The organism is Amycolatopsis sp. CA-128772, from assembly GCF_002904295.1.
Taxonomy (GTDB): domain Bacteria; phylum Actinomycetota; class Actinomycetes; order Mycobacteriales; family Pseudonocardiaceae; genus Amycolatopsis.
In genome coordinates this window covers 163,945-189,618 of record NZ_PPHG01000052.1, presented here as the reverse complement: position 1 = coordinate 189,618, position 25,674 = coordinate 163,945, and the positions used below count along the sequence as shown (strand labels likewise).

The window sequence follows — 25,674 nt, the reverse complement described above, 5'->3', positions numbered from 1 at the left end:
GATTTCGCCATCGTGCTGATACCCACGTTGGACGGAGGTCAAGCGGAAAACGTCACGCGATTCCGTGCCATCACCAAAATGGCCGCACGACGCAATTCCTTCACCGCCGGTTCACGAGCCGGTGGTGACGTTCCGCTTCCGGTACTGGCTTCCCGCTCACCCGGCTGGCAAGCTGCCAGCACCTCATGACGGAAGGGACGTGCATGGCGGCACACCCGGCGCGGGCCCGGCGGATCGACGCACGGGTCGTCGTCCTGAGCGTGCTGCTCGTGGCCGCCCTGCTCGCTTGGGCCGGCGTCGGCTACCTCAAGGACCGGCTGGCCGGCGGCGGCTGCGACACGACGACCCCGGTGCGCGTCACGGCCGCGCCGGACATCGCCCCGGTGCTGACCGCGCTCGCCCGGACCGTCCCGGCGGGCGACTGCTACGCCGTGGAGGTCACCGCGAGCCCGTCGACGGCCACCGCGACCGCCCTCGAGGCCAACGGCGCGACCGGCCCCGACGTGTGGGTGCCGGAGTCGAGCGGCTGGCTGCTGCAGGCCCGCGACGGCGGCGCGTGGAACCTGCCCGAGTCCGGCCAGCCGGTGGCCAGCTCGCCGGTGGTGCTGGCGCTGACCGACGACGTCGCGAAGCAGGCCGGCTGGCCGGCGAAGTCACCGTCCTGGTCAGACGTCCTCGCGGGCGGCCCGGTCGGGTTGCCCGACCCGGGCCGGGATCCGGCCGCGATCGCCGCCCTGATCGGCCTGCAGCAGCTGACGAAGGACGCGCCCGACCCGGCCGCGGCGTTCACCGAGGAGATCCGCCGGCTCTCGGCGGTGAAGGAGCCGTTCACCGCGTGGCCGGCGTCGGAGCAGTCGGTGCTGGCCAAGAAGCTCGTCGCCGCCTACCCCGCGGTCGGCGTGCCCAGCTTCGACTACCCGTACGTCGTGCTGCCGCGGGCGTCGGAGGCGTCGCGGTCGGCAGCCGAGCGGTTCCTGCGGCTGCTGCTCGACCAGACCTCGACCAAGGCGTTCGCCGACGGCGGGTTCCGGACGCCGTCCGGGCAGCTGCTCGGCGACCGGCCCCGGGACACCCGCACGAACGCCGCGCCGCGCCCGGCCGGGCCGCCCGCGCCCGAAGCGATGTACGGCGTGCTCCAGGCGTGGGCCGGGGTGAACCTCAGCGCCCGCGTCCAGGTGCTGCTCGACGTGTCCGGGTCGATGGCCGCCACCGTGCCCGGCACCGGCCGCAGCCGGATGGCGCTCACCCTCGAAGCCGCGACGCAGGGGCTGGGGCTGTTCAAGCCGACGACCGAGATCGGCCTCTGGCTGTTCTCGACCAAACTGGACGGCAGCAAGGACTACAAGGAACTGCTGCCGATGCGGTCGATCGCGCAGCAGCTCGCCTCGGGCGGGGTGGCGACGCTGCAGGCGGTCAAGCCCAAGCCCGGCGGCGCGACCGGGCTGTACGACTCGATCCTCGCCGCCTACCAGAACGCCCGGCAGAGCTGGCAGCTCGGCCGGATCAACGTCGTCGTCGTGCTCACCGACGGCCGCAACGAGGACAGCGACTCGATCGGGCTGCCCGGCCTGCTCGCCGAGCTGGGCCGGCTGCAGGACCCGCGCAAGCCGCTGCCGGTGATCGGCATCGGCATCGGCCCGGACATCGACGCGAGCGAGCTGCGGCAGGTGTCCGCGGCGACCGGCGGCGAGTCGTTCACCACGCCGGACCCGCGCAAGATTTCCGACGTCTTCTACCAGGCGTTGAGCAAGCTCATGTGCCAGCCGCCCGCCTGCAAGAATTGAGGATCCCCGTGTTGGTGGAGATCGAAAAGCCGTCGCCACGGGCGATCCGAAGACCGGCCGCGCTGGTCCTCGCCGCGTTCGTCGCGGGGGTGGTCCCGTTCGCGCTGTACACCTGGGCCGCCCTGCACGGGAGCCTCGCCCAGGACGACTTCGTCGTCACCCACCAGGCGGCCACGGCCGGGCCGTTCGACCTCGGCTACCTGTTCCAGGACTACCACGGGCACCTGCAGCCCGGCGGGTTCTTCCTGGCCGTCGTGCTGACGTGGTGGGCGCCGCTGAACTTCGGCGTCCTGATGCTGCCGGTGCTGCTCATGCGGGCCGCCGCCACCGTACTGTTCTGGTGCCTGCTGGTGCGCTGCTTCGGCCGCCGCTGGGCAATTCTGGTGCCGTTCACCGTGGTCACGGCGTCGACGTTGCTGCTGGTCCCGACGCTGTGGTGGTCCTTCGGCATCCAGCTGGTGCCGGTGGTGCTGGCCGCGGCCGGCGCGCTGCACGCGCACGTCCGGTACCTCGGCGACGGCGGCCGCTGGTGGCTCGGTGTCTTCGCGTGGACGCTCTTCGGGCTGGCGTTCTACGAGAAGGCCGCGGTGATCCCGGTGCTGCTGGCCGGGGTGACCGTCCTGCTCGGACGGCCGTTCCGGACGCACGCCCGCTACTGGGCGGGCCACGCCGGGCTGCTGGCCGCGTTCGTGACCGTCTTCTTCGTGGTGACGTCGAGCCAGGTCGGCCAGGGGACGCAGCCGATGTCGGCGGGCACGGTCGCCGACCTGACCGGCCGGATGCTCGGCGACACCCTGTTGCCGGGCCTGGCCGGCGGGCCGTGGTCCGGCCCCGGTGCGGGCGCGACCTGGGCACCGTCGCCGTTCGCGGTGGTCGCCGTGCTGCTGGTGGCCGCCCTCGCGGTGCTCATCGCCGGCGGGCGCGCCGGCGGCCGGCGCGCGTGGACGGCCTGGGCGCTGTTCGGAGCGGTGTTCGCGGTGGACGTCGCCCTGCTGGCGCTGACCCGGCTGAGCGAGGTCGGCCCGTCGGCGGGCGACGACCCGCGGTACGTCGCCGACCTGGCGTTGGTGGCCGCTTTCTGTGGCGGGTTCGCCTTTCTTTCCCCCGGTGGGCCGTCCGGCGGAAAGGGTGAACGGCCGATCGCCGCACTCCTCTGTGTCCTGCTGCTCGCCAGTTCCTCGGTGGGATTCTCGCGGCTTTCCCCGGCGCTGCGGTTCGAGCATTCCGGGCAGTACGTCGCAAATGTGCGGGCCGCCGTGGCGGAAGATCCCGAGCTGGCCTTCTACGACACGTTCGTGCCGTCCGATGTGGTGCACGAATGGTTCGGTGCGGACTCCCGGGCGTCGCGGGTGGTCGGCCTGCTGCCCGGCACCCGCTTCGACCAGCCGGCCGGCCGGATGCACGTGCTCGACGCGACCGGCACCCCGCACCGGATCACCGGCGTCGACCCGGTTTCCCGCGCCCTGCCCGGCCCCGTCCCGAACTGCGGCAACGCGATCGGCGAAACGCTGGTGCGCATCCCGCTCGACACCCCGGTGCTGGGCCGGTACCTGCTCAAGCTGGACTACTACACATCGGACGGTGGCGAAGGGCTGGTCGAGCGGACGCCGGTGTGGTTCCAGCCCGGCCTGCACACGGTGTACCTGCCGGTGGACGGTCTGTTCGACCACATCGGTGTGCAGCTGTCGAGCCCGGGCGCGCCGGTGTGCGTCGCGAAGATCGAGATCGGGAAGCCGGTGACTCAGTAGGGGTCGTACGGGCTGTCGTGGCCGAGCAGCCGCGCGAGCGGCCGCAACCGCAGGCGCAGCAGCACCTTGAGCACGACGTTGCGCAGGAACCACGGCAGCTGGGCCAGCACGCGCAGCCGGTCGCGGGCGGTCGGCGGGGTCAGCCGGAACCGCGCCAGCGACGTCGCCCGGTCCAGATAGGTGTACCGGCGTCCGAAGAGGACCTTCGCGATCGTGCCGAGGGTGACGCCGATCGAGGAAAAGCAGTCGTGGACCAGGATTTCCGCGCCGGGCGGCAGATGCTCCGACCAGCGCAGGTCGTCGGTGCAGGTCCAGTAGTCGTGCTTGCCGTCGATGTAAAGCAGCTGTAGGGGCCGGTCCCAGTCAGGGCGCAGTCGCGTGCTGTAGCCGGCGACGAGCTCGACGACGTCGTCGAGGCCGGCCCGGCGGATGTTGCGCTCGAACAGCTGCCGCGTCGGCGATCCGCCGAACAACCGGCCGTCGACGAACGGGTCGACCGCGATCACCGTGGCCCCGGCCGTGCGGGCGGCGGCACCCAGGACGATCGTCGAGCGGCCCTGGTGGCTGCCGATTTCCAGGACGACGTCGCCCTTTTCCAAGCGGCACACGGCGTTCCACAGCACTTCGCCCTGCGCGCGCGTCATCCAGCCCTTGACCGGCTCGGCCAGAGCCCAGGCATCTTCGAAGGAGATGGCGCACCTGCCTGAGGTCGGGACTGCTGTCGTCAGCAAAACTGTCGGCACATGGTAGCCAGGTTTCGGCCTAGTATCTACCGGATGGTAACCGCCACCCGCGAACGGTCCCGGGACGACGCCCCGCCCACCGGCGGCGCCCGGAAGTTCCCGGTGGGCGCGTTCTTCCGCCGGCCGGGTACCTGGATCGTGCTGGCCCTGACCACGTTGTCGTTCCTGCAGATGCCGGGGAAGACGACGTTCGACACGAAGCTCGACCTCGCCGTCGACCCGCTCGCCTTCCTCGGCCGCGCGCTGCACCTGTGGAACCCGCAGGCCACCGCGGGGGAGCTGCAGAACCAGGCGTACGGCTACCTGTTCCCGATGGGCCCGTTCTTCGCGTTGTGCCAGGCCGCCGGCGTGCCGGCGTGGATCGCGCAGCGGCTGTGGGGCGCGATCCTGTTGTCGGCCGCGTTCGGCGGCGCGCTGCTGCTGGCGCGGGCGATGAAGATCGGCTCCGAGCGCACCCGGCTGGCCGGCGCCCTCGGCTACGCGCTCGCGCCGCGCATGCTGACCGAAATCGGCGGTCTGTCCGCGGAAATGCTGCCCGCGGTGCTGCTGCCGTGGGTGCTGGTGCCGCTGGTGCGGGCCGGCGTGACCGGTTCGCCGCGGCGGGCCGCCGGGCTGTCCGCGCTGGCCGTGCTGTGCATGGGCGGCGTCAACGGCGCGATGGTGGTGATGGCGCTCGTCCTGCCGGGACTGTGGCTGCTGACCCGCCGGTGGACGCGGGCGCACGTCGAGCTCGTCCTGTGGTGGTTCGTCTTCGTCATCGGCGCGACCCTGTGGTGGATCCTGCCGCTGCTGCTGCTCGGCGAGTACAGCCTGCCGTTCCTGGACTACATCGAGTCCGCGACGAACACGACCGCGCCGATGTCGCTGTTCGAGGTGCTGCGCGGGACGAACCAGTGGGTCGCCTACGTCGTGCAGGGCACGCCGTGGTGGCCCGGCGGCTGGTCGCTGATCGACAACCCGGTGCTGATGCTCGCCACCGGGCTCGTCGCCGGTGTCGGCCTGCTCGGGCTGACCCGCCGCGGCCTGCCGGAACGCCGGTTCCTCGTGCTGGGCGTGCTGACCGGGCTGACCCTGCTGACCGTCGGGTACGTCGGCACGCTCGACAGCCCGCTGGCCGAGCAGGTCCGGCACCTGCTCGACGGGCCGCTGGCCCCGCTGCGCAACGTGCACAAGTTCGAGCCGGTGCTGCGGCTGCCGCTGATGCTGGCGTTCGTGCACGGCATCGCGAGCCCGGCCGGGCTGAAGTCCGCGCGCCGGTTCCTGCGGCCCGCACTGGGCCTGCTGCTGGTGCTGGTGATGGCGGCCCCGGCGTGGCTGCTGAACCTGCGGTCCGGTCCGGGCTGGGACGCGGTGCCCGGCTACTGGTACGACGCGATGGGCTACGTCGCCAAGGCCGATCCGGACGCGCGGACCCTGCTGCTGCCGGCCACCGGGTTCGGCGAGTACGGCTGGGGCCGCACGGTCGACGAGCCCGCGCAGGCCATCGCGCGGAGCCCGTGGGCGGTCCGCAACCAGGTGCCGCTGGGGTCCGAAGGAAACACGCGGCTGATGGACTCGGTGGACGCGGCGCTGGCCGACGGCCGCGGCGATCCCGGGCTCGCCGCGCTGCTCGCCCGCTCCGGCTACCGGTTCCTGCTGCTTCGCAACGACATCGACCGCGAGCGGACGGCGGCGCCGCCGGTCGCGACCCTGCGCGCCGGCCTGGCCGGGTCGCCGGGGATCGCCAAGGCGGCGCAGTTCGGGCCGCTCGAGGTCTACGAGGTGGGCAAGCCGGTGCCGCTCGCCACCGCGACGTCCACAAAGGACGTCCCGACGGTGAGCGGCGGCCCGGAGAACCTGCTGCCGCTGCTCGACTCGGGCCAGCTCGACCCGGCAACGCCGACGGTGCTGACCGGCGACGGCGGGTCGCCCGGCGGCCCGCGCCTGGTGACCGACGGCCTGCGCCGCGCCGAGCGGAACGTCGGCGGCGTCCGCGACAACCTCAGCCAGACGCTGACCGCCGGCGAGGCCTACCGCCAGCAGCGCGCGGCGGGGGACCTGCTGCCGTTCCCGGGGCAGGAGCACCAGACCGTGGCCGCCTACCGGGGCATCCGCTCGGTGACGGCGTCGACGGCGGCGTCGTTCGCCGACGCCTTCGGCGGGTCCGATCCTTCGCACCAGCCGTTCGCCGCGATCGACGGCGACCCGCGCACGGCGTGGCAGTCCTCGACGTTCACCGGGCCGATCGGCCAGTGGCTCGAGGTCGAACTGGACACCCCGCGGCTGGTGAACTCGGTGGCCCTGCAGCTCGTGGACGACATCCGGGTGGGCTGGCCGGCCACCCGGATCCGGATCACCACGGACAACGGCTCGGTCGACCAGCAGGTGATCCGCGGCACCGGGCCGCACGACTACCCGGTGGCCGCCGGCCTGACCCGCAAGGTGCGGATCACGCTGCTGTCGCTGGTGGTGGGCCGTCAGGACGGCAACTTCGGCGTCGCGGAGCTGAACATCCCGGGCACCGAGCCGCAGCGTGCGCTGGAGGTGCCGGCCGACCTGCCCGCCGGACCGGCGCCCGGGTTCGCGTTCACCCGCGGCGCGCAGCCGCGGTACGCGTGCCTGCCGGTGGGTGACGCCGTGCGGTGCGACGCCGCGACCGCCCGCGACGGCGAGGAACCCGACGGCCTCCGGCGGTTGTTCAGCACCCCGGCCGACGAGACGTACGTGGTCGGCGGCTCGGTGCTGCCGGCGGGCGGCGGCCAGAACCCGGTGACGCTGCCGGGTGTCACGGTGTCTTCGACGTCGCAGCTGGGCGGCGACCCCGCGGCCGGCGGCTTCGCGGCGGTGGACGGCGACGCGGGCACGACGTGGCGGCCCGACGTCACGGACCTGCGCCCGGCGCTGACCCTCGGCTGGCCGTCGCCGAAGCGGATTTCCGGGCTGCACATCGGGGTTTCGGCGGCCGGCGGGGCCCGCGCGCCGCGGGAAGTGCAGCTGGTCGGCCGGTCGGTGACCCGGGACGTGCAGCTCGACGCGGGCGGGTCGGCGTCGTTCGAGCCACTGGACACCGACCAGCTGCAGATCGTGCTGCCGGGCGACGACGACGATCCCACGGCCCGGTCGGTGGTGGGCATCGGCAGCCTGGCGCTGTCCGGCAGCCCCGACCTGCTGCCGGGGCCGGACCCGGCGTTCACGGTGCCGTGCGGTTCGGGCCCGAACGTCCACCTCGACGGGCTCGACTACCGGACGTCGGTGCAGGGGACGCTGGCCGACATCACCGCGCACCGGCCGCTGGAGCTGCGGATGTGCCGCGATTCCGAGGGTGGCATCGCGTTGCCGGCCGGCGGGCACGAGCTGCGCACGGACCGGTCGGAGTCGTTCGTGGTCCAGGACCTGTGGCTGCGCCCGGGGGGTCCGTCTTCGCCGCCGGGGCACCGCGCGGTGCAGGTGGGCGCCTGGGACGCGACGTCGCGGTCGGTGACGGTGGCGCCGGGCGAGGAAGCCGTGCTGGCGGTCCCGGAGAACGCGAACGCGGGCTGGGTGGCCACTTTGGACGGCCGGCAGCTGACCCGCACCCGCGTGGACGGCTGGCAGCAGGCGTGGATCGTCCCGGCAGGCCCGGGCGGCGTGGTGTCGCTGTCGTTCACCCCGGACGAGCACTACCGCCTGAGCCTCCTGATCGGCGCGGCGGCGGTCCTGGCCCTGCTGGCAGGCGTGTTCTGGCCGGCCCGCCGCCGGCGCTTCACGGTGTCACCGGGCGGCGGGGTGGTGGTGCCGGTGGTGCTGATCGGGCTGCTGGTGGCGCTGGGCGGGATGCTGCCGGTGGTGCTGCTGATCGCCTGCCTGCTGGCCCGCCAGTTCTCGGAGCGGGCCCCGAGGTACGTGGCGTTCGGCGGCATGGCCCTGGCGGCGGCGGTGTCGGTGGTGGGCCGGGTACTGGGCCACGGCCAGGAGTGGGCCTACGGCCCGGTCACCCAGGCCGCCCTCCTCCTGGCCGCGGCAGCCATGGTGGCAACCTGCGTGGACTGGTTCACCCGCAAGGAAACCCCCACCCAACCCACAACATAGCGGCTCACACCCGAACCACAACCCGCGTGCCTGAACCCGTAACTCGCGTGTCTGAACCCGTAACTCGTGTGTCTGAACCCGTAACTCGCGTGATCGGGGCCGGAACACGCGAGTTCCGACTTCAATCACGCGAGTTCCGGCTTGGATCACGCGAGTTCCGGGTCTGGTCACGTCGGTTCCGGGTCTGGTCACGTGAGTTGCGGGCTCGCGGAACTGTCGGTGGTTGGTGGTAGCGTCGAAAACGGGGGCCTGCTCAGGCCGGTTTGCGGGGCCGGAGCTCCAGTACCGCGCCCGCCGCGGCCAGCGCGCCGGCGGTGACGGCGGCCGCCGTCACCACCTGGGTGGCCGAGCCGTGCAGCCACGTCGTGATCAGCACCGCCTCCACCGCGACCGCCGACCACATCAGCACCGTCACGCGGCGGTCGCCGTCCGCGAGACGGGCGTACAGCAGGATCTGGACCAGCGCCAGCATCGAGCCCGCCAGGGCGAACGGCCACACCGGCATCGTGGCGCCCGCGTACCTCACCCCGCCGATCAAGGTCAGCAGCGAAGGGCCGAGCACCAGCGAAACCAGCAGCACCACCGCGTCCAGGCCGGCGCACACAGCCAGCGCCACCGGCAGCACACGGCGACGACGGGAGGACACGGCGAACCGCGGCAGGACCAGCACGCCCACGCCTGCGGCAGCCAGTACGCGATCTTCGTGACGATCGCCCCGAGCGCGTATTCCCCGGCCGAAGCCGACGGCAGCGTGTGGCGCGCCAGGACCAGGTCCAGGTTCACCAGCAGGACCAGCGCCAGCATCGCCTGGGCCGTGTGCAGCACCTCGCCGCCGTGGCGGTCGGCCCAGCGGGGACGCGGGCGGCCGCACACCTGCCAGCCCGCCACCACCGCCGCCAGCGAACCGATCGCCGCCCCGGCCAGCGCGCCGGTGGGGGACTTCGCGACCACCAGCCCCACCACCGAACCGCCGACCTTGCCCAGCCCCTCCAGCGCGATCAGCCCGGCCAGCAGGGCGAACCGGTGGCTGCCCTGCAGCAGGCCGTGGAACACGCCCAGCAGCGTCAACGGCCCGAGCGCGGCCGTCACCAGCAGCGCCGGGGTCAGCGAACCCAGGTGCAGCAACAGCACCAGCAGCGGGCTCAGCGTCAACGCCGCCGTCGCGACGATCGCGCTCGTCACCAGCCCGAGCGCGAACAACGAATCCCGCGCCAGCGACGGCGACCGCGCCACCCGCAGGGCCACCACGGTCTGCAGGCCCATCGCCGGCACGACGCCGACCACCAGCACCGCCAGCAGCGAGCTCAGCTCCCCGAACGCGCCCGGCGCGAGGATCCGCGCCGCCGCCAGGCTCAGCACGTAACTGGCCGCGTTGTTGCCCGCGAGCGCGAGCGAGACGAGGATCGCCGCGACCCGGTTGCCGGTCCGGGCCGGGACTTCGGTGTCTACGCTCAACGGCGGGCTCCCATTACCGGCGGGTAATGACCTGGGACCCTAACCGCGCCGGCAACGGAAAGGAAGGCCCGTGGACGCACCGAGCAGGCGGCTGGCCCTGCCCGTGCTGTCCGCCGCGCTGGCGTTCGCCGTCTGCGCGCCGCTGCTCGGGCGCGGGTTCGTCCTGAGCTACGACATGGTCTTCGCGCCACGGCAGTACTTCGTGCCGGACGCCTTCGGGGCCGGCAGCACGCTGCCGCGGTCCGTGCCCGCCGACGCCGCCGTCGCGCTCGCCACCACCGTCCTGCCGGGGGACGTCGTCCAGAAGATCGTCCTGCTCCTGGCCGTCTTCGGCGCCGCGCTGGGTGCCGGCCGGCTCGTGCCGACCGAGCACACCGGGACCCGGCTCGTCGCCGCGACCGCCTACGCCTGGACGCCGTACGTGGCCGAACGGCTCTTCATCGGGCACTGGCCGCTGCTGCTGACGTACGCGTGCCTGCCCTGGATCGCCGCCGCCGGGCTCGCCGCCCGCGAGCACGCGCCGAATTCCCTGCCCCGGCTGGTGATCGCGGGCGCGCCCGCCGTGCTGACGCCGCCGGGCGGGGTGCTCGCCGCCGCCGTCATGGTCGCCGCCGCCGGGTCCCGCCGGCTCGGGCAGACCGTCCCCATCGCCGTCCTGCTCAACCTGCCGTGGCTGGTGCCGACGTTGCTCAACGCCGGCGGGACGTTCTCCGATCCCACCGGCGTCACGGCGTTCAGCGCCCGCGCCGAAAGCTGGGCGCCGGCGCTGGTCAGCGTGCTCGGGCTGGGTGGCATCTGGAACGCCGAAACCGTGCCCGGCAGCCGGGCCATGCCGCTGGTGCCGGTGCTGACGCTGGTCGTCGCGGCCGTCGCGGTCGCCGGGCTGTGGCCGCTCGCGAAGCGGTGGGGCAAGGCGCCGGCGCGTTCCCTTTCCCTGCTCGGCTTGCTGGGCGTGCTGCTGGCGTCGCTGGCGACGTTGCCGGGCGGCGACGCGCTGCTCACCGCGGCGACGCGGCACCTGCCCGGCGCCGGACTGCTGCGGGACGCCCAGAAATGGGTGGCGTGGTGGGCCCTGCCGCTTGCGCTGGGGCTCGCCTTGGCCGCCGAAACCGCCGCCGCGCAGCTGAAAACCGCGACGGGACGCGCCGCGCTGGTGGCCGCGGTGGCCGTCTTCCCGCTCGTGACGATGCCCGATTTGGCGTGGGGCGGCTGGGGACGGCTCGGCACCGCGCAGTACCCGGCCGACTGGCGGACCGTGTCCGAAAAGCTCGGTGACCGGCCCGGCGACGTGCTGGCGTTGCCGCTCTCGGCGTTCCGCGGGTTCGCCTGGAACGACGACCGCACCCAGCTCGACCCGGCGCCGCGGGCCCTGCCGAGACCGGTGCTGGTGGACGACACCCTGCAGGTCGGCACCGAACGCATCGCCGGCGAGGACCCGCGGATCGGCGACGTCCGCGCCGCGACATCGGCGCGGGAGCTCACCGACGCGGGCATCGGCTGGATCCTCGTCGAACACGGCACACCCGGTGACGTCGACCCGCGGTTGCTCGCCGACGCGACACCGGTGTGGTCGGGTGAATGGCTGACGCTGTACCGGACCCCGGGTGTGCCGGCGGTGAAAGCGGTTGCGTGGGCGCCGGTCTTGCTGGCGAACGGAGTAGCGCTGACGTTGCTGTGCGTCGCACTGTTGTGCCGCATGTTACCGATGCGTACATTGGGCCGCGGCAGGAATTCCCCGCCGCGGAAGGAGTGACACGTGGGCACGGTCATCGGCGCGGTCGTCGCCGTCATCATCGGCGGCGGGGTGGCGACCGGGGCGGGGTTCGCCCTCATCAAGGGCGCGGACCCGGACACGTCCGCCCCGGTGCAGGAAAAACTCAACGCGCAGGTGAAGTACAACCCGGCGGACCACCCCCTCAAGCTCTACGGGGACCGCTGAGGCGCGTGACCCGGCTCGCCTCCGACCACGCGCACCGCGTCGTCGGGCTCTACGGCGACCCCACCGTTTCGTGGAGCATCCTCCTCGAAGCGGGCCTCGGCGTGGCCGCACCGGAACCGGAAAAGCTTCGCGCGCGGCTGGCCGCCGCCGTCCAGCAGTACCCCCATCTCGGCGCCCTGCCGGAGATCGAGCGGATCACCGACCTGCCCGCCGTCCGGGACCGGTTCGCGTCGGCGCCCTACGAACGCGCCGCGCCGCTCGTGCGCGTCGCCGCCGGCGACGCGACGCTCCTGATCGCCGCGCACCACGGCGCCCTCGACGGCCTCGGCCTGCTGGCCCTGCTCGGCATCCTCCTCGACGTCCCGGTTTCCTCGGCGGCGACCGGGATCGGCGCGCGGCCGGGCGGCACATCCTTTGCCCGGTCGGCCGTCCAGCGGCTCGCTGAGGCGCTTTTGGCGCCACCGGCCCGGATCACCCCCGATCGCGGGCGCGAAGCGTCGGGAGACGTCTTCGTGGCTTCGCACGAACCCGGGCTGCGGCTGGGCGCCGCGGGGTTCGTGACGGCGGCCGCCCACGCGACCGGGCGCTGGAACCGCGCGCACGGCGCCCGAACGGCCCGCGTGGTGGCGGCGCTGGGCGCGTCACGCCGGTCGGGCGCGGCGCCGGAACCGGTGCACGACAGCGCGTTCTTCCGCCTGCGCCTGAGCCCGGCGGCCGACGTCGCCGCGCTGCTCGGTGCACAGCCACCGGAACCGGATTTCCCGGCCCGCAGCAGCCGCCTCGCCCGCCTGGCGACGCGGCTGCTGGCGAGCCGGCTCGGATCGACGTTCCTGGTCTCGAACCTCGGGCTGGTGTCCACCGGGGACACGGTGCGCTCGCTGGCGTTCTACCCGGCGGCGAGCGGCCGGTCAGGCGTGGCGTTCGGCGCGGCCACCACCGGCGGCACCACCACGATCACCGTGCGCGCCCGCCGCAAGGACTTCGACGCGCCCGCCGCGGCCCGGTTGCTGGGCGAGTTCCGGGATGCGGTACGGGACCAGGCGGCGCGGCCTCGGCGCGGGCAGCCCCGAGACGTCCCGCACCAATGACTCGAACTGCCCCACGCTCGCGTCCCAGCTGAACCGGCCCGCCCGATCCGCGCCCGCCAGGCCCATCTCCGCGCGCCGCAGCCCGTCGGCGAGCAAGCCGTCGACCCGGTCGGTGAAATCCTCGAAACCGTCCGCCAGCAGGCCGGTCCGGCCTTCCACAATGGACTCCGTCACGCCACCGGCCGCGCGGTAGGCGATCGAAGGCACGCCGTGGGCCGCGGCCTCCATGATCACGATGCCCCAGCCCTCCTTCACCGAGGGGCACAGGTGCAGCCACGAGCGCGCCAGGATCTCGTGCTTGGCCTGCTCGTCCACCCAGCCGTGCAGGACGACGCGGTCCGCGACGCCGCGCGAGGCCGCGTGGTCGCGCAGCACCTGCTCCCACGGTCCCTGGCCGACGACCTCCAGCCGCAGGGACGGCCAGCGCCGCGCCAGGCGCGCCACCACGTCGATCGCGTGCTCGATCCGCTTGTGGGGCACCAGCCTGCTCACCGCGACCAGCGTCGGCTCGCTGTCCCGCTCGGACGTGCACGGCGGCGGCGCGTCGAGGCCGTTCGGGACCACCGTGACGCGCTCGCCGCCGACGCCCAGCTCCGCCAGTTCCGCCTTGGTGACCTCGGAAACCGTGACGTAGCGGCAGTGGCGGAACAGCCACGGCGCCAGCCGCGACTCGATCCACCAGCCGATCCGGCCCAGCGTCTCGCCGAGCGCGCTGATCCACTGTTCCTTGTGGACGTGGTGCACGAGCACCAGCACCGGGCAGCCGGCCACCAGCCGGGCGAAGAACGGCATCCCGTTCTGCACGTCCACCACCAGGTCGGCGCGGGCCCGGCGGATCGCGCGCAGCGCGTGCGCGTAGACGCCGAACTTGTTGCCCCGCCGCCGGTAGCGGACGCCGTCGCGCCACTCGCCGGGCGCCGCGCCCGGGTACTCGGCGCACCGGATCTCGACCCGGTAGCCCGCTCTGGCCAGGCCTTCGGCCATGCGCTCGACGTACCGCTCCGAGCCGCCGCCTTCGGGGTGGCCGGTGTCGCGCCAGTTGACGAGGAGCACACGAGGACGTTCCATCGGGTTATCCAAACTGTAGCGACGATGCTAGGTTACCGGTGCGTACACAGTAGATGAACGTATTCGGGAAAGCGACGGTTCAATGGTAGGTAATCCGGTCATCGAGCGCCCGCACCGGGCCACGCTCGGCCGTTCCGTGACGCTGTTCCGGACATTCCTCACCGAGCAGGCGGATCCGGACGGCTTCTATTCCGCGCTGGCCGCCGACTCGGTCCGGCAACTGGCGGCGCACACTCCGCTGTCCGGGTGCACGGTGCTCGACGTCGGCGGGGGTCCCGGTTATTTCTCCGACGCGTTCCGCGCGGCCGGCGCGGTCTACCTCGGCCTCGACCCGGACGTCGGCGAACTGTCCGCGCGCGGCGAGCCGGGGGAGAACATGATCCGCGCCAGTGGCACGGAACTGCCGGTGCGCAGCGGTTCCGTGGACGTCTGCTACTCGTCCAACGTGCTGGAGCACGTCGCCGAGCCGTGGGTGATGCTCGACGAGATGTGCCGGGTGACCAAGCCCGGCGGCACGGTCTTCGCGTCGTTCACGCCGTGGTATTCCCCGTGGGGCGGTCACGAGACCGCGCCCTGGCATTTCCTCGGCGGCCACTACGCCCGGCAGCGGTATGCGCGGAAACTCGGGAAGCAGCCGAAGAACAAATTCGGCGAAAGCCTGTTCCCGGTTTCCGTCGGCGCCGCTCTCCGCTGGGCGAAAACGACACCGCTGGCCGAGCTGGTGGCCGGGTATCCGCGTTACCACCCGAGCTGGGCGATGTGGATCGTGCGGATTCCCGGCCTTCGCGAAATAGCGTCCTGGAACCTCGTCCTGGTGCTGAAGCGGCGCTGATGCTCAGCGGTCGGCGCCGACCGGCACCCGGTGCCGCCGCTGCGGCGGGGCCGGCGGCTCGGCCGGGCGGCGGCGGATCAGCAGGAAGATCGCGGCGACGATCAGCACGCCACCGCCGATGCCCAGCCAGAGCGGGCCGGTGCTGGAGAGGAACTTCAACCGGCCGCGGTTTTCGTCGATCTGGTCGACCATCCGCGCGATCGTGTTGCCGTTGAAGGCCAGCGTCCCGTCGAACACGACGACCGGTGCGGTGGTGGCCGACCGCAGCTCCTGGTGCTGTTGTTGCTGCTGCTTCACCTCGATCCCGGTGACCGGCTCGACCCACATCGTGGTGACACCGCGGTAGTACAGGTCCGCCTCGACCGTCGGCTCGGTGGAGCCGAGGAGTGAACCGGGGACCGGCTTCTTCGTGGCGATCCGGGTGTCCGGGATGTTCTGGACGAACTTGTAGGTCTCGACCCCGCTGACCGTCTCGGTTCCGGCGTACCGGGCGGTGACGGCCTTGCCGGTGTTGTCGTCGTAGACCGGGTAGTCCTTCTGCTCGGTGCCGAACGGGAACTTGAAGTTCAGGCCGGGCTGGGGCTTGTAGTCGTTGACCTCGGGCGGCTTCTGGTTCGCCTTCTCGGCCTTGTCGCCGAGTTCGGTGACGTAGCTGCTTTCCCGGGTGCACTTCGGGTCGGTCGCGCCCCGCGGGTCGTAGCCCTCGGCGGTACGCCGGTCGAAGCAGACCTGCCGCTTGCTCGCGCTGAGCACGGTGTCGTCGGCGTCGTCCTTGACCTGCACCGCGAGCAGCCAGACCGCGTAGTCGGTGTCCTGGTGCATCTCGGGCCGGGCGAAGTTCGCTTGGACGCGCGCGGTCGCGGTGAGCTTCCGGTTCTCGCGGATCTCGGTGACCGGGCCGGTGCCCTGGTCGGTGACGGCGAGGACCTTGCTCGCGGTGCCTTCGAGCACCGACGTCGAGTCCTGGTCGAGGGGCACCTTGGCGAGCTTCGGGTACACGTACGTGGGGAGGAGCACCGCCCCGGCGACGGCGAAGACGCCCAGTGCCAGCAAGATCAGGCCGAAAGCACGTCGCAACGGTCCTCCTGGGTCGGTTTCGCCGCCACGCAAATTACCCGGCGGTAATCAAGGTGCCCGGATAGTGGCCCGCGCCACGCCGCGCGTCAAAGTGTGACCTCGGGTCACAGACACCCGGTGCGCCCGGAAGGCCGCATGCGCACCGCCGTTCGGCCCAGGCGACCAAACATGTTTGTTCCCGGGCACAACGGGCGCAGGCCCACCATCGGACGATCCCCCCCGCCGCCGCGCCGGAGCCGCAGAGGAGAAAATCCCTTTTGCCCCAGGACTCTTCGATGGTCGCCATCGCGGCGACCGCGCGCTGGCGGGCCCGGATCGTGGCGGCCGCCGCGAGCGCGGGAATCAGCATCGCCGACCCGCAGGCGGGCGTGCCCGGCATCCGGGTTCTCACCTGCGCCCCGGGCCACCTCGGCGCGATCGTGCCGCGGCTGGCCCGCGACGCCGAGCCGCCCCGCCCGGCGATCGGCGCGCACTCGGACTCGATCGCCGACCGCGAGCTGCGAGACGCGGTGGCGGACGTCGCCGCCCTGCTTTCCCTGCACGGCAACGTGGTCCTGGACCTGGACGCCGGCGGCCGCAAGCACCGCCCGGCGCGCCCGGACGTGGTGGTTTCGGCCGGTGTGGACCGTCCGCAGTGGACGGAACCGGCGGTCCGCCTGCCGATGGGCAGGGACCGCCGCGGCGGCCCGCTGACGGTGGCCCTGACGGCCGGCCCGGGCTTCGAGGGCACGCTCCTGGACCTGGCCCGCCTGGTCACCATCGACGCGGCTTAAGCCCCCAATGTGGCGTTGGGTGCGCTGGATGCACCGAACGCCACATTGGGTGCGTTGGATGCACCGAACGCCACATTGGGTGCGTTGGATGCACCGAACGCCACATTGGGGCGCTTGGGCCCGCTGGCGCGGCTTGGCGCCGGCTCGGTCAGAGGTCGTCTTCGACCCACTCGAGCAGGTCGCCGGGCTGGCAGCCGAGGACCCGGCACATCGCCTCCAGGGTGCTGAACCGCACCGCCTTCGCGCGGCCGTTCTTCAGGACCGCCACGTTGGCCGGTGTCAGGCCGACCTTCTCCGCGAACTCCCCGACGCTCATCTTCCGCTTGGCCAGTTCGACGTCGATGCGCACGACGATCGGCATCAGATGACCGCTTCCAGGTCGGACCGCAGCGCCGTCGCCTGCCGCAGGAGGGCGCGCATCACCAGCATCACCAGGCCCAGCACGGTGACCGACACCGTCACCAGGAACAGCAGCATCGGCATGCCCGGGTCGTCCGCGTTGAAGCCGACGAACAGCAGCATTCCGCCGAGTACCAGCCACGCCGCGCCGATCGCCCAGACGATCGCGTCGACCCACTTCAGGGACGCGGTGGTGAAGATCCGGTCCTTCTTGACCAGCGTCAGGAGCTTCCAGGTCGCGACGAGCACCACCTGGACGCACAGCACGAGGAAGACCGCGATGGCGGTCAACGGCCAGCGCAGCGGCGCGTCGTGCGGGTTCTGCTGCGCGTGGTAGGCGATCCCGCCCGGGAGCGAGAGCGTCTGGAACACGACGAGGACGCCGAACAGCACCACGAGGAACACCCGGAGCGCGGCGACGGCCCACTTCTCGGTAACCATGCGCCGACTATCGCGCGCTGCCTATCGAAAGTCAATCGATGGTGATCGAAAAGCGATCATTCCGGTTCCAGGCGCACCGACTCCAGCGCGACGTACAGCTCGCCGATGTCGACCGGGTCGGTGAGGTCGCGCTTGGTCAGCTCCTGCACCCGGCGCAGCCGGTAGCGGACCGTGTTGGGGTGCACGAACAGCCGGTCCGCGGCCTCCTTCGCCGAGCCGTGGCCGGCGAACCACGCGAGCAGCGTGTCGAGCAGGACCTTCCGTTCCGCGGCCGGCAGCGCGAGCACCCCGGCCAGCGCCGCCCGCACGACGTCGCGGGCCATCCCCGGCGCGGCGGCGACCAGAGTCGTGACCGGCGAGTCGCCGAACACGACGACACCCGCAATCGCCGACGGCAGTGAGCGGCGGGCGATCCGGGCCCGGTGCAGGGCGTCCGGGACGTCCGGGAAACCGCTGAACGGCCGGCTCATCCCGGCCGCCACGGGCAGCGAACCCAGCACTTCGCGCAGCCGCCGGACGTCCTCGATCCGGTCGATCGCGACCAGGCCCGCCTCGCCGCCGGGCCGCCACGCCGACCGCCAGCGCCGCGCCCGCAGCAGCGCCTCGACGCTGTCGTGCTCGTCGGGCTCGACGCGTTCGGTGACCACGGCGACGAACATGCCGGCGGTCGGCAAACCCAGCTCGCGAGCCGCGGCTTCCATGTCCGCCTGGCCGGTGAGCCGCCCGCGCAGCAGATCGTCCAGCAGCCGCGCGTTCGCGTGCGACGGCTCGGCCGCGACCTGGTCGTACGCCGTGGTCAGGGCGTCGGAGTAGAGGTCGATCGCCTTCCAGACGTAGGAGTTGATCTCGATCGTCCGGGTCGGGTTGAGGAATTCGGGGCCGGCGAGCTCGAGGAGCCCTTCGTAGACGAAGGTGCCGCCGATCCGGAACGCGCGCAGCACGGCGGGCAGCGGGATGCCCTGGCGCGCCTGGGCCAGCCCGGTCTTGCGGGCGGCGTCGAGCGCGAGGCCGCGCCCTTCGGCCAGCGCGGTCAGCGCGCGTTCGAGGTTGGCCCGGCAGACCTGCCGGAGTTCCCCGGGGGCGACGTCCTCGACCTGCCGGTAGAACTCGTCCTGCTCGCCGAGCAGCCGGGCCAGCCGGTCGGCGAACTCGGGCAGCCGGGCCAGCATCTCGCGCACGAGCTCGCGGTGTTCGCGAGGTACCGGCCTGGCCAGAGCGTCGATGCCCATCCCTCACTTTAGCTCGGGTCCGCCGCGCGGGACATGCACGAAGTTGAGCAAAATTCAGGTCCGTCGGGTGATCGACGCCGGGAGGTCTTGACGGCTCAGCCCGGCTTGCGGGCGGTGAGGTAGACGTGCGGTTCCGGCCCGGCGCCGGGGTGGTCGGGGACGAACTCGGCCTCCTCCACGCGGACGACCTCGAGCCCCGCGGCCCGCAGCAGCTCCTTGAGCGCGCCGGCCGCGAAGCTGCTCGCCCGGACCGGGTGGCCCATGAACACGATGTCGACCCCGTCGACGTCGGCCGGCACGGTGGCGAACACCAGCACGCCGCCGGGTTTCAGCCAGGCCGCCACGCGGGCGAGCATCGTCTCCTGCTCGGCCCGCGGGAGCTGGAGCATCGAGAAGAACGCCGTGATCGTGTCCCAGGTGCCGTCCGGGAAGGACAGTTCGCGCATGTCGCCGAGCTCGAAGCGGGCGGCCGGCACCTGGCTCCGGGCGATCTCGACCATCTTCGGCGCGACGTCGTAGCCGGTGACGTCGTGGCCGGCCGCGACCAGCAGCTCCGCCGTCGGCCGTCCGGTGCCGGAACCGAGGTCGAGGACCCGGGCCTCCGGTGGCAGCGCGTCGAGCAGGTCGGTGAGCGCGGCCCGGTGGGCGGTCGCGGTGCGGAACGCGTGCTCGTAGGAGAGGCCGAGCGCGTCGAAGACCTCGGCGGCGGTTTCGGGGCGGATCATGCCCGGCACCTTGCCAGACCTAGGATCACGCCGTGGCCGGTTTACGGGGTGTCTTCGCCGGGTTCGGCAAGAGCCGGGCGTTCGCGGTGCTCGGGCGCGCGCTCGTGCCCGCGGACCGGGTACTGCTGCGGGTCAGCGGCGGCCGGGTCGGCGTCGGCGCGGCGGTCGGGCTGCGGACGTTGCTGCTCACGACCATCGGCCGGCGCAGCGGCGAGCCCCGCCAGGTGCCGCTGCTGTACGTCGAGCGCGCCGGCGGGTACGTCGTGATCGGCTCGAACTGGGGCGGCGAGGCGCATCCGGCGTGGTCGGCGAACCTGCTGGCCCGCCCGGGAGCGACGGTCGCCGTGCACGGGCGGACCGTCGACGTCACCGGGCGGCTCCTGACCGGGGACGAGCGTCGGGAGATGTGGGACGCGGTGGCGGCGTACTGGCCCGCCTACGACCGGTACGCCGTGCGGGCCGGGCACCGCGAGATCCGCGTCTTCCTGCTGGAGCCGGTCAGCCGATGAGGTCGGTGTGCCGGATCCGGTACACCTGCAGCCGCAGGTTGTAGTACTTGTCGGTCTCGCCGACCCACTGCATGCCGAGCCGCTTGGCGACGGCGATCGCCCGCGTGTTGTTCGGCCGTGCGACCGCGAACAGCTCCTCGGTGTCCTGGGTGAACGCCCATTCGATCAGCGCGGTCGCCGCCTCGGACGCGTAGCCCTTGCCCCAGACGCCGGGGGTGAGCTGCCAGCTCAGTTCGAGGTCCTCTTCGAACGGCGGCAGCAGCCGGATGCCGAGCCCGCCGATCACCACGCCGTCTTCCTTGCGTTCGACGGCCCACCGCCCACGCGGCGGCGGCAGGTTCGGCTGGGCCTCCTGCCAGGCGTGCAGCACTGCGCGCATCGCGTCGACGTCGCCAACGCGGTTCATGGCCGGGGTCAGCCAGTGCGTGACGTCTTCCGCGCCGTAGATGGCGAACGCGGCTTCGGCGTCGGCAGGCGTCCAGTCCCGGATCACGAGCCGGTCGGTGCTCAACGGGGTCTCCATACCAGGACGTTACGCCGGGAGGACGCCGGTTGTTCCCGCCGGAAAGGATCGCGGTGCTGGAGGTCACGTCGGCCGGTGAGTGGCGAGCGTGGCTGGCGGCGCTGTGTTTCGGGTGGATCCACAGCAAGGCGCTGCGGCGTGACGCGGAGAGCACGTACTTGTGCTGCACGCCGCGGAAGCCGGCGAGCACGTGGAGCCGGGTGAACCGCGACCGGGTGGCCCGGCTGACCGAGGCCGGGCTGATGACCCCGGCGGGGCAGGCGGCGGTGGACCTGGCCCGGCGGACGGGGACGGGGGATGTACTGGCTGAGGCCCAGGACGGAGTGGTACCGGCGGATCGCGGCGACGGTCGAGCTGGCGCGGGAGAACCGCCGGGCCGCCCACCCGTCCGTCGTGAGCGGCAAGGCGGGTCAGAACCGGCGTTCCACCCGCCCGTCGTGAGTGGCAACGCGAGTCAGCACCGGCCTTAGCACTCACGACCACCGCAGGAGAGCCGGCGGAAGCCCGGATGAAATTCCGCCGTACCCCTCGGCGGAACCGGCCTACAGTCGGCGCGTGGACGAACTGCACGCTCTCCTCGCCCGCGCCGCCGAGCTGGCCGCCGGGTACCGGGCCTCCCTTGCGGACCGGCCCGTCGCCCGGCCCGTCGATCCCGCCGCCCTGCGGGCCGGGTTCGGCGGTTCGCTTCCCGCGCACCCGACGCCACCGTCCGAAGTGCTCGAACACCTCGCGCGCGCCGCCGAGCCCGGGCTTGTCGCCAGTGCCGGGCCGCGGTTCTTCGGCTTCGTCGTCGGCGGTGCGCTGCCCGCCGCCACCGCCGCCGACGTGCTCGCCGCCGGCTGGGACCAGAACGGCTTCAACGCCGTCCTCTCGCCCGCCGCGGCCGCCGCCGAGGACGTCGCCGGAACGTGGCTGAAGGACCTGCTCGGCATCCCGGCCACCGCCTCCACCGGGTTCGTCACCGGCGGCCAGGCCGCGAACACCGCCGGGCTCGCCGCGGCCCGCCACCACGTGCTCGCCGAAGCGGGCTGGGACGTCGAACGCGACGGCCTCGCCGGTGCTCCGCGCGTCCGCGTCGTCGCGAGCGAAGAACGGCACGCCACCATCGACCGCGCCCTGCGGCTGCTCGGCTTCGGCACGCGGGCCGTCGAGCCGGTCAAAACCGGCCCGCAGGGGGCGATCGACGTCGAAGACCTCCGAAGGGTGTGCGAAGCCGGGAGCGGGCCGCTGATCGTCTGCCTGCAGGCGGGAAACGTCAACACCGGCGCGTGCGACGATCTGCGCGCCGCCCGGGAAGCCGCCGGCCGCGCCTGGCTCCACGTCGACGGCGCCTTCGGGCTCTGGGCCGCCGCCGGCCCGGCCACCAGAGCGCTCCTCGACGGCGTCGAACTCGCCGATTCCTGGGCCTGCGACGGGCACAAGTGGCTCAACGTGCCGTATGACTCCGGGTTCGTCTTCTGCGCGCGCCCGGACGTCCACGCCGCGGCGATCGCCTACCGGGCCGCCTACCTCACCGGCGCCGGGGAGGTGTCCGGCATGGGCGACCTGACGCTGGAGTCGTCGCGCCGCGCCCGCGGGTTCGCGGTCTGGGCGGCCCTGCGGGAGCTCGGCCGCGACGGCGTCGCCGAGCTCGTCGGCCGCTGCTGCCGGCTGGCCCGCCGCTTCGCCGGGAAACTCGCCGACGGTGACGCGGAAATCGGCAACGACGTCGTCCTCAACCAGGTCCTGGTGTCCTTCGGCGACGACACCGACGAGGTCATCCGGAAGGTCCAGGACGACGGCACCTGCTGGCTGGGCGGCACGACCTGGCGCGGCCGCCGGTACCTGCGGATCTCGGTGTCCGGCTGGTCGACGACGGAGGCCGACGTCGACCGCAGCGCCGAGGCGATCCTCCGCCTGACCGGTCACTGACCTTCGCGCACCGAGAGCGAGTCCGTCCGCCAGGCGATTTCCTTCTCGCCGCCGGTCGGCCAGCTCGACGACAGCCGCCGCCGGACACTGCCCAGCGCGCCCAGTCCGGCCAGGTCGACGCGGGGACCCTGCGCCGCCAAAGCGGACACTTCGGCGGTGGTGAGCGGGACGAAGTCGAAGTACTGCGCGTCTTCGCCGCCGGCGTGGTCGACGAACTCGGTGAAGATCGCGGCGAACGACTGGCCGCATTCCGGGCACCGGCGCAGGGAGATGCTGAAGTGCGACCGATCGACCAGGCGATGGGTCCGGTTCAGCCGGGTCGTGCAGAAGGCCAGCGCGGTCAGGGCGTCTTCGCCGGAGCAGCGGGCGCAGCCGAACTCGGTCATCGCCCGATCATCGCACGCGTGAATCCGGACCGGGCTGCGGAGGTATCGAGAAACCCGCTGACCACACGATTCGCTCTGGTCCGCAGTGGTCTGGACCTGTTAGCCTCGGCACGTCCACCCGGCCGGCCCGCGAAGGGAAACCCGTGCTCCGCATGAGAAAAAGCATCGCCGTCGCCGCGCTCGCGCTGGCCGGTGCCGCCGTCGTGGCGCCGCCCGCGGAAGCCGGGCAGGCGCCGGGCAAGGTGATGGCCTACTTCGCCGACTGGGACGTCTACGCCCGCGGCTACCACGTCAAGGACATCGAGACGTCCGGGTCGGCCGCGAAGCTGACCCACATCAACTACGCCTTCGGGAACGTGACCGGCGGCGGGTGCGCGGTCGGCGATCCGTGGGCCGACCACGACATGCCCTACGACGCCGCCACCAGCGTCAGCGGCCAGGCCGACAGCGCCGAACCCGGTGCGCTGCACGGGAGCTTCAACCAGATCCTCGAACTCAAGAAGCTGAACCCGAAGCTCAAGGTGCTGTGGTCCTTCGGCGGCTGGACCTGGTCGGCCGGGTTCACCGAGGCGGCGAAGAACCCGGCCGCGTTCGCCGAGTCCTGCTACAACCTGGTGAACGACCCACGCTGGGCGGGGGTCTTCGACGGCATCGACATCGACTGGGAGTACCCGAACGCCTGCGGCAACACCTGCGACACGAGCGGGCCGAAGGCGTTCACCGGGCTGGTCAAGGCGTTGCGCGCGAAATTCGGGCGCCAGCTGGTCACCGCCGCGATCACCGCCGACGGCTCGAAGGGCGGCAAGATCGACGCCACCGAGTACGGCGCCGCGAGCCGGTACCTCGACTGGTACAACGTGATGACCTACGACTACTTCGTCGCCGGTGCCGGCCCGACCGGGCCCACCGCGCCGCACTCGCCGCTGCGTGCCTACCCGGGTCTCCCGACCGCCGGCTTCTACGCCGACGCGGCGATCCAGAAACTGCGCCACCAGGGCGTGCCGTCGTCGAAGCTGCTGCTGGGCCTCGGGTTCTACGGCCGCGGCTGGGACGGCGTGACGCAGAAGCAGCCCGGCGGCACGGCCACCGGCCCGGCACCCGGCACGTACGAAGCCGGGGTCGAGGACTACAAGGTGCTCAAGACCAAGTGCCCGGCCAACGGCCGCGTCGCCGGTACGGCGTACGCGAAGTGCGGTTCGCAGTGGTGGAGCTACGACACGCCCGAGACGGCGTCGGCGAAGGCCGGTTACGCGAAGTCGCAGGGGCTCGGCGGCGTGTTCGCCTGGGAGCTGTCCGGCGACACCGCGAACGCGGAACTGCTGCGGGCCATCGCGGGCCCCTGCTGAAAAAAGCTGGAGGGCCCGGGCGTGAGCGCGCCCGGGCCCTTCGTCCACTCAGGAACGGCCCGGGAACCCGTGCCGCCGCGCGCCGAGCACCACGGCGAGCACCGGCAGCAGGAGCACGAGCAGCGTCCACGGGAAGGCCGCCGGCCCGGCGGCGTCGAGCAGGACCCCGCCGGCCACCCCGCCCGCGGCCATCGCGGCGTTCCACAGCGTGACGAGCATGGCCTGGGCGTTGTCCGCTTCCGCGCCGCCGGCGTTCCCGGCGGCCGTCTGCAGCAGCGTCGGGACGCCGCCCCAGCCGAGCCCCCACAGCGCCACGGCGACGTAGACCAGCACCGGGCTGCCCGCGGACACCGCCAGCAGCGCGGCCGCCACCGCGACCAGCAGGGTGCTCGCCACCATCAGGGTCCGCAGCGCGCGGCCGATCCGGGCGCCGACGAGCCCGATGCCCGCCATCGACGCGACGCCGAACACGAGCAGGACGACGTCCACCGCGCCGCCTAGCCCGGCGGCGCCGAGGAAGGTGGCGACGTAGGTGTAGAGCACGGTGTGCGCCAGCACGAACACGAGCGTCACGGCCAGTACGGGGACGACACCGGGGACGGTGAGCGTCCGCAGGACCGGTGTCCGGCCGGTGGTCTGCCCCGGCTGGTCGGGTACCGCGACGGCGATCCAGGCGAGCAGGGCGACCGCGATCGCCGACATGACGCCGAACGCCGAGCGCCAGCCGAACAGGCCGCCGAGGAACGTCCCGGCCGGGATGCCGAGCGACAGCGCCAGCGGGATGCCGGCCATCACGATCGCGATGGCCTTGCCCCGGTCGTCCGGGACGAGCCGGCGCGCGTAGCCGGCCAGCAGGGCCCAGACGACGCCCGCGGCCACCCCGGCGACGAACCGCGCCACCATCGTCACCGCGTAGTCCGCCGACAGCGTCGTCACGGTGTTGGCCACGGCGAACCCGGCCACCCCGGTCAGCAGCAGGCGTTTGCGGGACCACCGCGCGGTGGCCGAGGAGAGCGGGATCGCGGTGAGCGCGGTGCCGAGCGCGTAGACGGTCACGGCCTGGCCGGCCGCGGCTTCGCCGACGCCCAGGCCGGCGCTCATCCCGGGCAGCACGCCGGCCGGCAGCGCCTCGGTGAGCACGGTGACGAACGCGGCGGTGGTCAGGGCGAGCAGGGCGGTCAGGGGTCGCGTGCGGGTGCTGGAGTTCGTCATGCCGCTATGCTCGAACCCTCACACCGGTGTGAAGGTCTACGTGAGGTGGGGCACATGCGGATCGGCGAGCTCTCGGAGCGCACGGGCACGTCCCGCCGGCTGCTGCGCTACTACGAAGAGCAGGGCCTGATCATCGCCGGTCGCGGCCCGAACGGCTACCGCGACTACGACGAGCCGACGGTCGACCGGGTGATCCAGGTCCGCGGCCTGCTCGACGCCGGCCTGCCGACCCGGATCATCAAACAGATCTTGCCGTGCCTGGACAAGCCCCGGACGATCTACTTCCCCGACGCCACCCCGGAGATGATCGCCACCCTGGAGGACGAGCGCGACCGCATGACCCGCCGCGCGGAATGCCTGCTGCGCAACCGCGACGCGATCGCGGAGTACCTGGACGCGGTCCGCGAGTACGACAGCGCCCAGCCGGCCGGCTGAAGCC

At 72.8% G+C, this 25,674-nt stretch carries 22 protein-coding genes and 1 pseudogene; 12 read left to right on the top strand and 11 right to left on the bottom strand.

The features are described from left to right. The first annotated feature begins 203 nt into the window (after nucleotides 1-203). The gene (locus tag C2L59_RS19210; protein WP_103350864.1) at nucleotides 204-1,784 is read left to right on the top strand and encodes a substrate-binding and VWA domain-containing protein; all 1,581 of its coding nucleotides are present in this window, start codon (nucleotides 204-206) and stop codon (nucleotides 1,782-1,784) included. A gap of 11 nt (nucleotides 1,785-1,795) precedes the next feature. Continuing rightward, entirely contained in the window at nucleotides 1,796-3,532 is a 1,737-nt protein-coding gene (locus C2L59_RS19205) for a hypothetical protein (protein WP_103350914.1), read from the top strand. On the opposite strand, the gene C2L59_RS19200 is transcribed toward C2L59_RS19205, so the two are convergent. Further along, nucleotides 3,526-4,176 (bottom strand): class I SAM-dependent methyltransferase, encoded by a 651-nt coding sequence (locus C2L59_RS19200; RefSeq protein ID WP_233223576.1) that lies wholly within the window; start codon nucleotides 4,174-4,176, stop codon nucleotides 3,526-3,528. The genes C2L59_RS19205 and C2L59_RS19200 overlap by 7 nt on opposite strands. A gap of 132 nt (nucleotides 4,177-4,308) precedes the next feature. Here C2L59_RS19200 and C2L59_RS19195 point away from each other — a divergent pair, with 132 nt between their 5' ends. Further along, nucleotides 4,309-8,322 (top strand): alpha-(1->3)-arabinofuranosyltransferase, encoded by a 4,014-nt coding sequence (locus C2L59_RS19195; RefSeq protein ID WP_103350863.1) that lies wholly within the window; start codon nucleotides 4,309-4,311, stop codon nucleotides 8,320-8,322. 253 nt (nucleotides 8,323-8,575) lie between these two features. On the opposite strand, the pseudogene C2L59_RS19190 reads toward C2L59_RS19195, so the two are convergent. Next, nucleotides 8,576-9,777: pseudogene (locus tag C2L59_RS19190) on the bottom strand (polysaccharide biosynthesis protein). A gap of 70 nt (nucleotides 9,778-9,847) precedes the next feature. On the opposite strand from C2L59_RS19190, the gene C2L59_RS19185 reads away from it, so the two are divergent. After that, nucleotides 9,848-11,530, top strand: coding sequence for a hypothetical protein (locus C2L59_RS19185; RefSeq protein ID WP_103350862.1), 1,683 nt, complete (start codon nucleotides 9,848-9,850; stop codon nucleotides 11,528-11,530). Nucleotides 11,531-11,533: 3 nt separating this feature from the next. Further along, the gene (locus C2L59_RS19180; protein ID WP_103350861.1) at nucleotides 11,534-11,716 is read left to right on the top strand and encodes a hypothetical protein; all 183 of its coding nucleotides are present in this window, start codon (nucleotides 11,534-11,536) and stop codon (nucleotides 11,714-11,716) included. 908 nt (nucleotides 11,717-12,624) lie between these two features. On the opposite strand, the gene C2L59_RS19170 is transcribed toward C2L59_RS19180, so the two are convergent. Then, nucleotides 12,625-13,857, bottom strand: a complete 1,233-nt coding sequence (locus tag C2L59_RS19170) for a glycosyltransferase family 4 protein (protein WP_103350860.1) — start codon at nucleotides 13,855-13,857, stop codon at nucleotides 12,625-12,627. Between the two features lie 151 nt (nucleotides 13,858-14,008). Between C2L59_RS19170 and C2L59_RS19165 the strand changes: the two genes are divergently transcribed. Next, complete coding sequence (locus tag C2L59_RS19165; RefSeq protein WP_103350912.1) at nucleotides 14,009-14,704, top strand: bifunctional 2-polyprenyl-6-hydroxyphenol methylase/3-demethylubiquinol 3-O-methyltransferase UbiG; 696 nt, start codon at nucleotides 14,009-14,011, stop codon at nucleotides 14,702-14,704. Between the two features lie 3 nt (nucleotides 14,705-14,707). Here C2L59_RS19165 and C2L59_RS19160 read toward each other — a convergent pair whose 3' ends face one another. After that, a complete protein-coding gene (locus C2L59_RS19160; RefSeq protein ID WP_103350859.1) occupies nucleotides 14,708-15,781 on the bottom strand; it encodes a DUF3068 domain-containing protein in 1,074 nt (357 codons plus the stop codon). 275 nt (nucleotides 15,782-16,056) lie between these two features. Between C2L59_RS19160 and C2L59_RS19155 the strand changes: the two genes are divergently transcribed. After that, entirely contained in the window at nucleotides 16,057-16,554 is a 498-nt protein-coding gene (locus C2L59_RS19155; RefSeq protein WP_103350858.1) for a hypothetical protein, read from the top strand. Nucleotides 16,555-16,702: 148 nt separating this feature from the next. On the opposite strand, the gene C2L59_RS19145 is transcribed toward C2L59_RS19155, so the two are convergent. The 4 genes from C2L59_RS19145 to C2L59_RS19130 all read right to left on the bottom strand — a co-directional run bounded on the left by C2L59_RS19145 (nucleotide 16,703) and on the right by C2L59_RS19130 (nucleotide 19,348). Further along, nucleotides 16,703-16,915, bottom strand: a complete 213-nt coding sequence (locus tag C2L59_RS19145; protein ID WP_103350856.1) for a helix-turn-helix transcriptional regulator — start codon at nucleotides 16,913-16,915, stop codon at nucleotides 16,703-16,705. Continuing rightward, nucleotides 16,915-17,394, bottom strand: coding sequence for a DUF2975 domain-containing protein (locus tag C2L59_RS19140; RefSeq protein ID WP_103350855.1), 480 nt, complete (start codon nucleotides 17,392-17,394; stop codon nucleotides 16,915-16,917). The genes C2L59_RS19145 and C2L59_RS19140 overlap by 1 nt, the downstream gene beginning before the upstream one ends. Nucleotides 17,395-17,450: 56 nt before the next feature. Next, nucleotides 17,451-18,623 carry a CdaR family transcriptional regulator gene (locus tag C2L59_RS19135; protein ID WP_103350854.1) on the bottom strand — a complete coding sequence of 391 codons (1,173 nt, stop codon included), beginning with the start codon at nucleotides 18,621-18,623 and terminating at the stop codon, nucleotides 17,451-17,453. Nucleotides 18,624-18,718: 95 nt separating this feature from the next. Beyond that, the gene (locus C2L59_RS19130) at nucleotides 18,719-19,348 is read right to left on the bottom strand and encodes a class I SAM-dependent methyltransferase (RefSeq protein ID WP_103350853.1); all 630 of its coding nucleotides are present in this window, start codon (nucleotides 19,346-19,348) and stop codon (nucleotides 18,719-18,721) included. 32 nt (nucleotides 19,349-19,380) lie between these two features. Between C2L59_RS19130 and C2L59_RS19125 the strand changes: the two genes are divergently transcribed. Beyond that, nucleotides 19,381-19,857, top strand: coding sequence for a nitroreductase family deazaflavin-dependent oxidoreductase (locus tag C2L59_RS19125; protein WP_103350852.1), 477 nt, complete (start codon nucleotides 19,381-19,383; stop codon nucleotides 19,855-19,857). Here C2L59_RS19125 and C2L59_RS19120 read toward each other — a convergent pair. Further along, the gene (locus tag C2L59_RS19120; RefSeq protein ID WP_103350851.1) at nucleotides 19,847-20,380 is read right to left on the bottom strand and encodes a GNAT family N-acetyltransferase; all 534 of its coding nucleotides are present in this window, start codon (nucleotides 20,378-20,380) and stop codon (nucleotides 19,847-19,849) included. The two genes, C2L59_RS19125 and C2L59_RS19120, sit on opposite strands and share 11 nt — an antisense overlap. A 297-nt stretch (nucleotides 20,381-20,677) precedes the next feature. Between C2L59_RS19120 and C2L59_RS47510 the strand changes: the two genes are divergently transcribed. Next, nucleotides 20,678-20,821: a hypothetical protein gene (locus C2L59_RS47510; protein ID WP_158263092.1), complete on the top strand. Its 144-nt coding sequence runs from the start codon at nucleotides 20,678-20,680 to the stop codon at nucleotides 20,819-20,821. Between the two features lie 123 nt (nucleotides 20,822-20,944). Continuing rightward, nucleotides 20,945-22,291 (top strand): pyridoxal-dependent decarboxylase, encoded by a 1,347-nt coding sequence (locus tag C2L59_RS19110; RefSeq protein WP_103350911.1) that lies wholly within the window; start codon nucleotides 20,945-20,947, stop codon nucleotides 22,289-22,291. Here C2L59_RS19110 and C2L59_RS19105 read toward each other — a convergent pair. After that, nucleotides 22,285-22,677, bottom strand: a complete 393-nt coding sequence (locus C2L59_RS19105) for a hypothetical protein (protein WP_103350850.1) — start codon at nucleotides 22,675-22,677, stop codon at nucleotides 22,285-22,287. The genes C2L59_RS19110 and C2L59_RS19105 overlap by 7 nt on opposite strands. 152 nt (nucleotides 22,678-22,829) lie before the next feature. On the opposite strand from C2L59_RS19105, the gene C2L59_RS19100 reads away from it, so the two are divergent. Continuing rightward, nucleotides 22,830-24,023, top strand: a complete 1,194-nt coding sequence (locus C2L59_RS19100) for a glycoside hydrolase family 18 protein (RefSeq protein WP_370444753.1) — start codon at nucleotides 22,830-22,832, stop codon at nucleotides 24,021-24,023. A gap of 48 nt (nucleotides 24,024-24,071) precedes the next feature. Here the strand turns inward: C2L59_RS19100 and C2L59_RS19095 are convergent, their stop codons facing one another. Next, nucleotides 24,072-25,235, bottom strand: coding sequence for an MFS transporter (locus C2L59_RS19095; protein ID WP_103350848.1), 1,164 nt, complete (start codon nucleotides 25,233-25,235; stop codon nucleotides 24,072-24,074). 54 nt (nucleotides 25,236-25,289) lie between these two features. Here C2L59_RS19095 and C2L59_RS19090 point away from each other — a divergent pair, with 54 nt between their 5' ends. Next, nucleotides 25,290-25,670, top strand: a complete 381-nt coding sequence (locus C2L59_RS19090) for a MerR family transcriptional regulator (protein ID WP_103350847.1) — start codon at nucleotides 25,290-25,292, stop codon at nucleotides 25,668-25,670. Nucleotides 25,671-25,674 lie beyond the last annotated feature (4 nt).

Excerpts from the sequence above, each read along its gene's own strand:
- C2L59_RS19210 (WP_103350864.1), top strand. The coding sequence starts at position 204 with ATGGCGGCACACCCGGCGCGGGCCCGGCGGATCGACGCACGGGTCGTC.
- C2L59_RS19200 (WP_233223576.1), bottom strand. The coding sequence starts at position 4,176 with ATGACGCGCGCGCAGGGCGAAGTGCTGTGGAACGCCGTGTGCCGCTTG.
- C2L59_RS19195 (WP_103350863.1), top strand. The coding sequence starts at position 4,309 with ATGGTAACCGCCACCCGCGAACGGTCCCGGGACGACGCCCCGCCCACC.
- C2L59_RS19155 (WP_103350858.1), top strand. The coding sequence starts at position 16,057 with ATGGTCGCCATCGCGGCGACCGCGCGCTGGCGGGCCCGGATCGTGGCG.
- C2L59_RS19145 (WP_103350856.1), bottom strand. The coding sequence starts at position 16,915 with ATGCCGATCGTCGTGCGCATCGACGTCGAACTGGCCAAGCGGAAGATG.
- C2L59_RS19140 (WP_103350855.1), bottom strand. The coding sequence starts at position 17,394 with ATGGTTACCGAGAAGTGGGCCGTCGCCGCGCTCCGGGTGTTCCTCGTG.
- C2L59_RS19135 (WP_103350854.1), bottom strand. The coding sequence starts at position 18,623 with ATGGGCATCGACGCTCTGGCCAGGCCGGTACCTCGCGAACACCGCGAG.
- C2L59_RS19130 (WP_103350853.1), bottom strand. The coding sequence starts at position 19,348 with ATGATCCGCCCCGAAACCGCCGCCGAGGTCTTCGACGCGCTCGGCCTC.
- C2L59_RS19120 (WP_103350851.1), bottom strand. The coding sequence starts at position 20,380 with ATGGAGACCCCGTTGAGCACCGACCGGCTCGTGATCCGGGACTGGACG.
- C2L59_RS47510 (WP_158263092.1), top strand. The coding sequence starts at position 20,678 with ATGTACTGGCTGAGGCCCAGGACGGAGTGGTACCGGCGGATCGCGGCG.
- C2L59_RS19105 (WP_103350850.1), bottom strand. The coding sequence starts at position 22,677 with ATGACCGAGTTCGGCTGCGCCCGCTGCTCCGGCGAAGACGCCCTGACC.
- C2L59_RS19100 (WP_370444753.1), top strand. The coding sequence starts at position 22,830 with ATGAGAAAAAGCATCGCCGTCGCCGCGCTCGCGCTGGCCGGTGCCGCC.
- C2L59_RS19095 (WP_103350848.1), bottom strand. The coding sequence starts at position 25,235 with ATGACGAACTCCAGCACCCGCACGCGACCCCTGACCGCCCTGCTCGCC.
- C2L59_RS19090 (WP_103350847.1), top strand. The coding sequence starts at position 25,290 with ATGCGGATCGGCGAGCTCTCGGAGCGCACGGGCACGTCCCGCCGGCTG.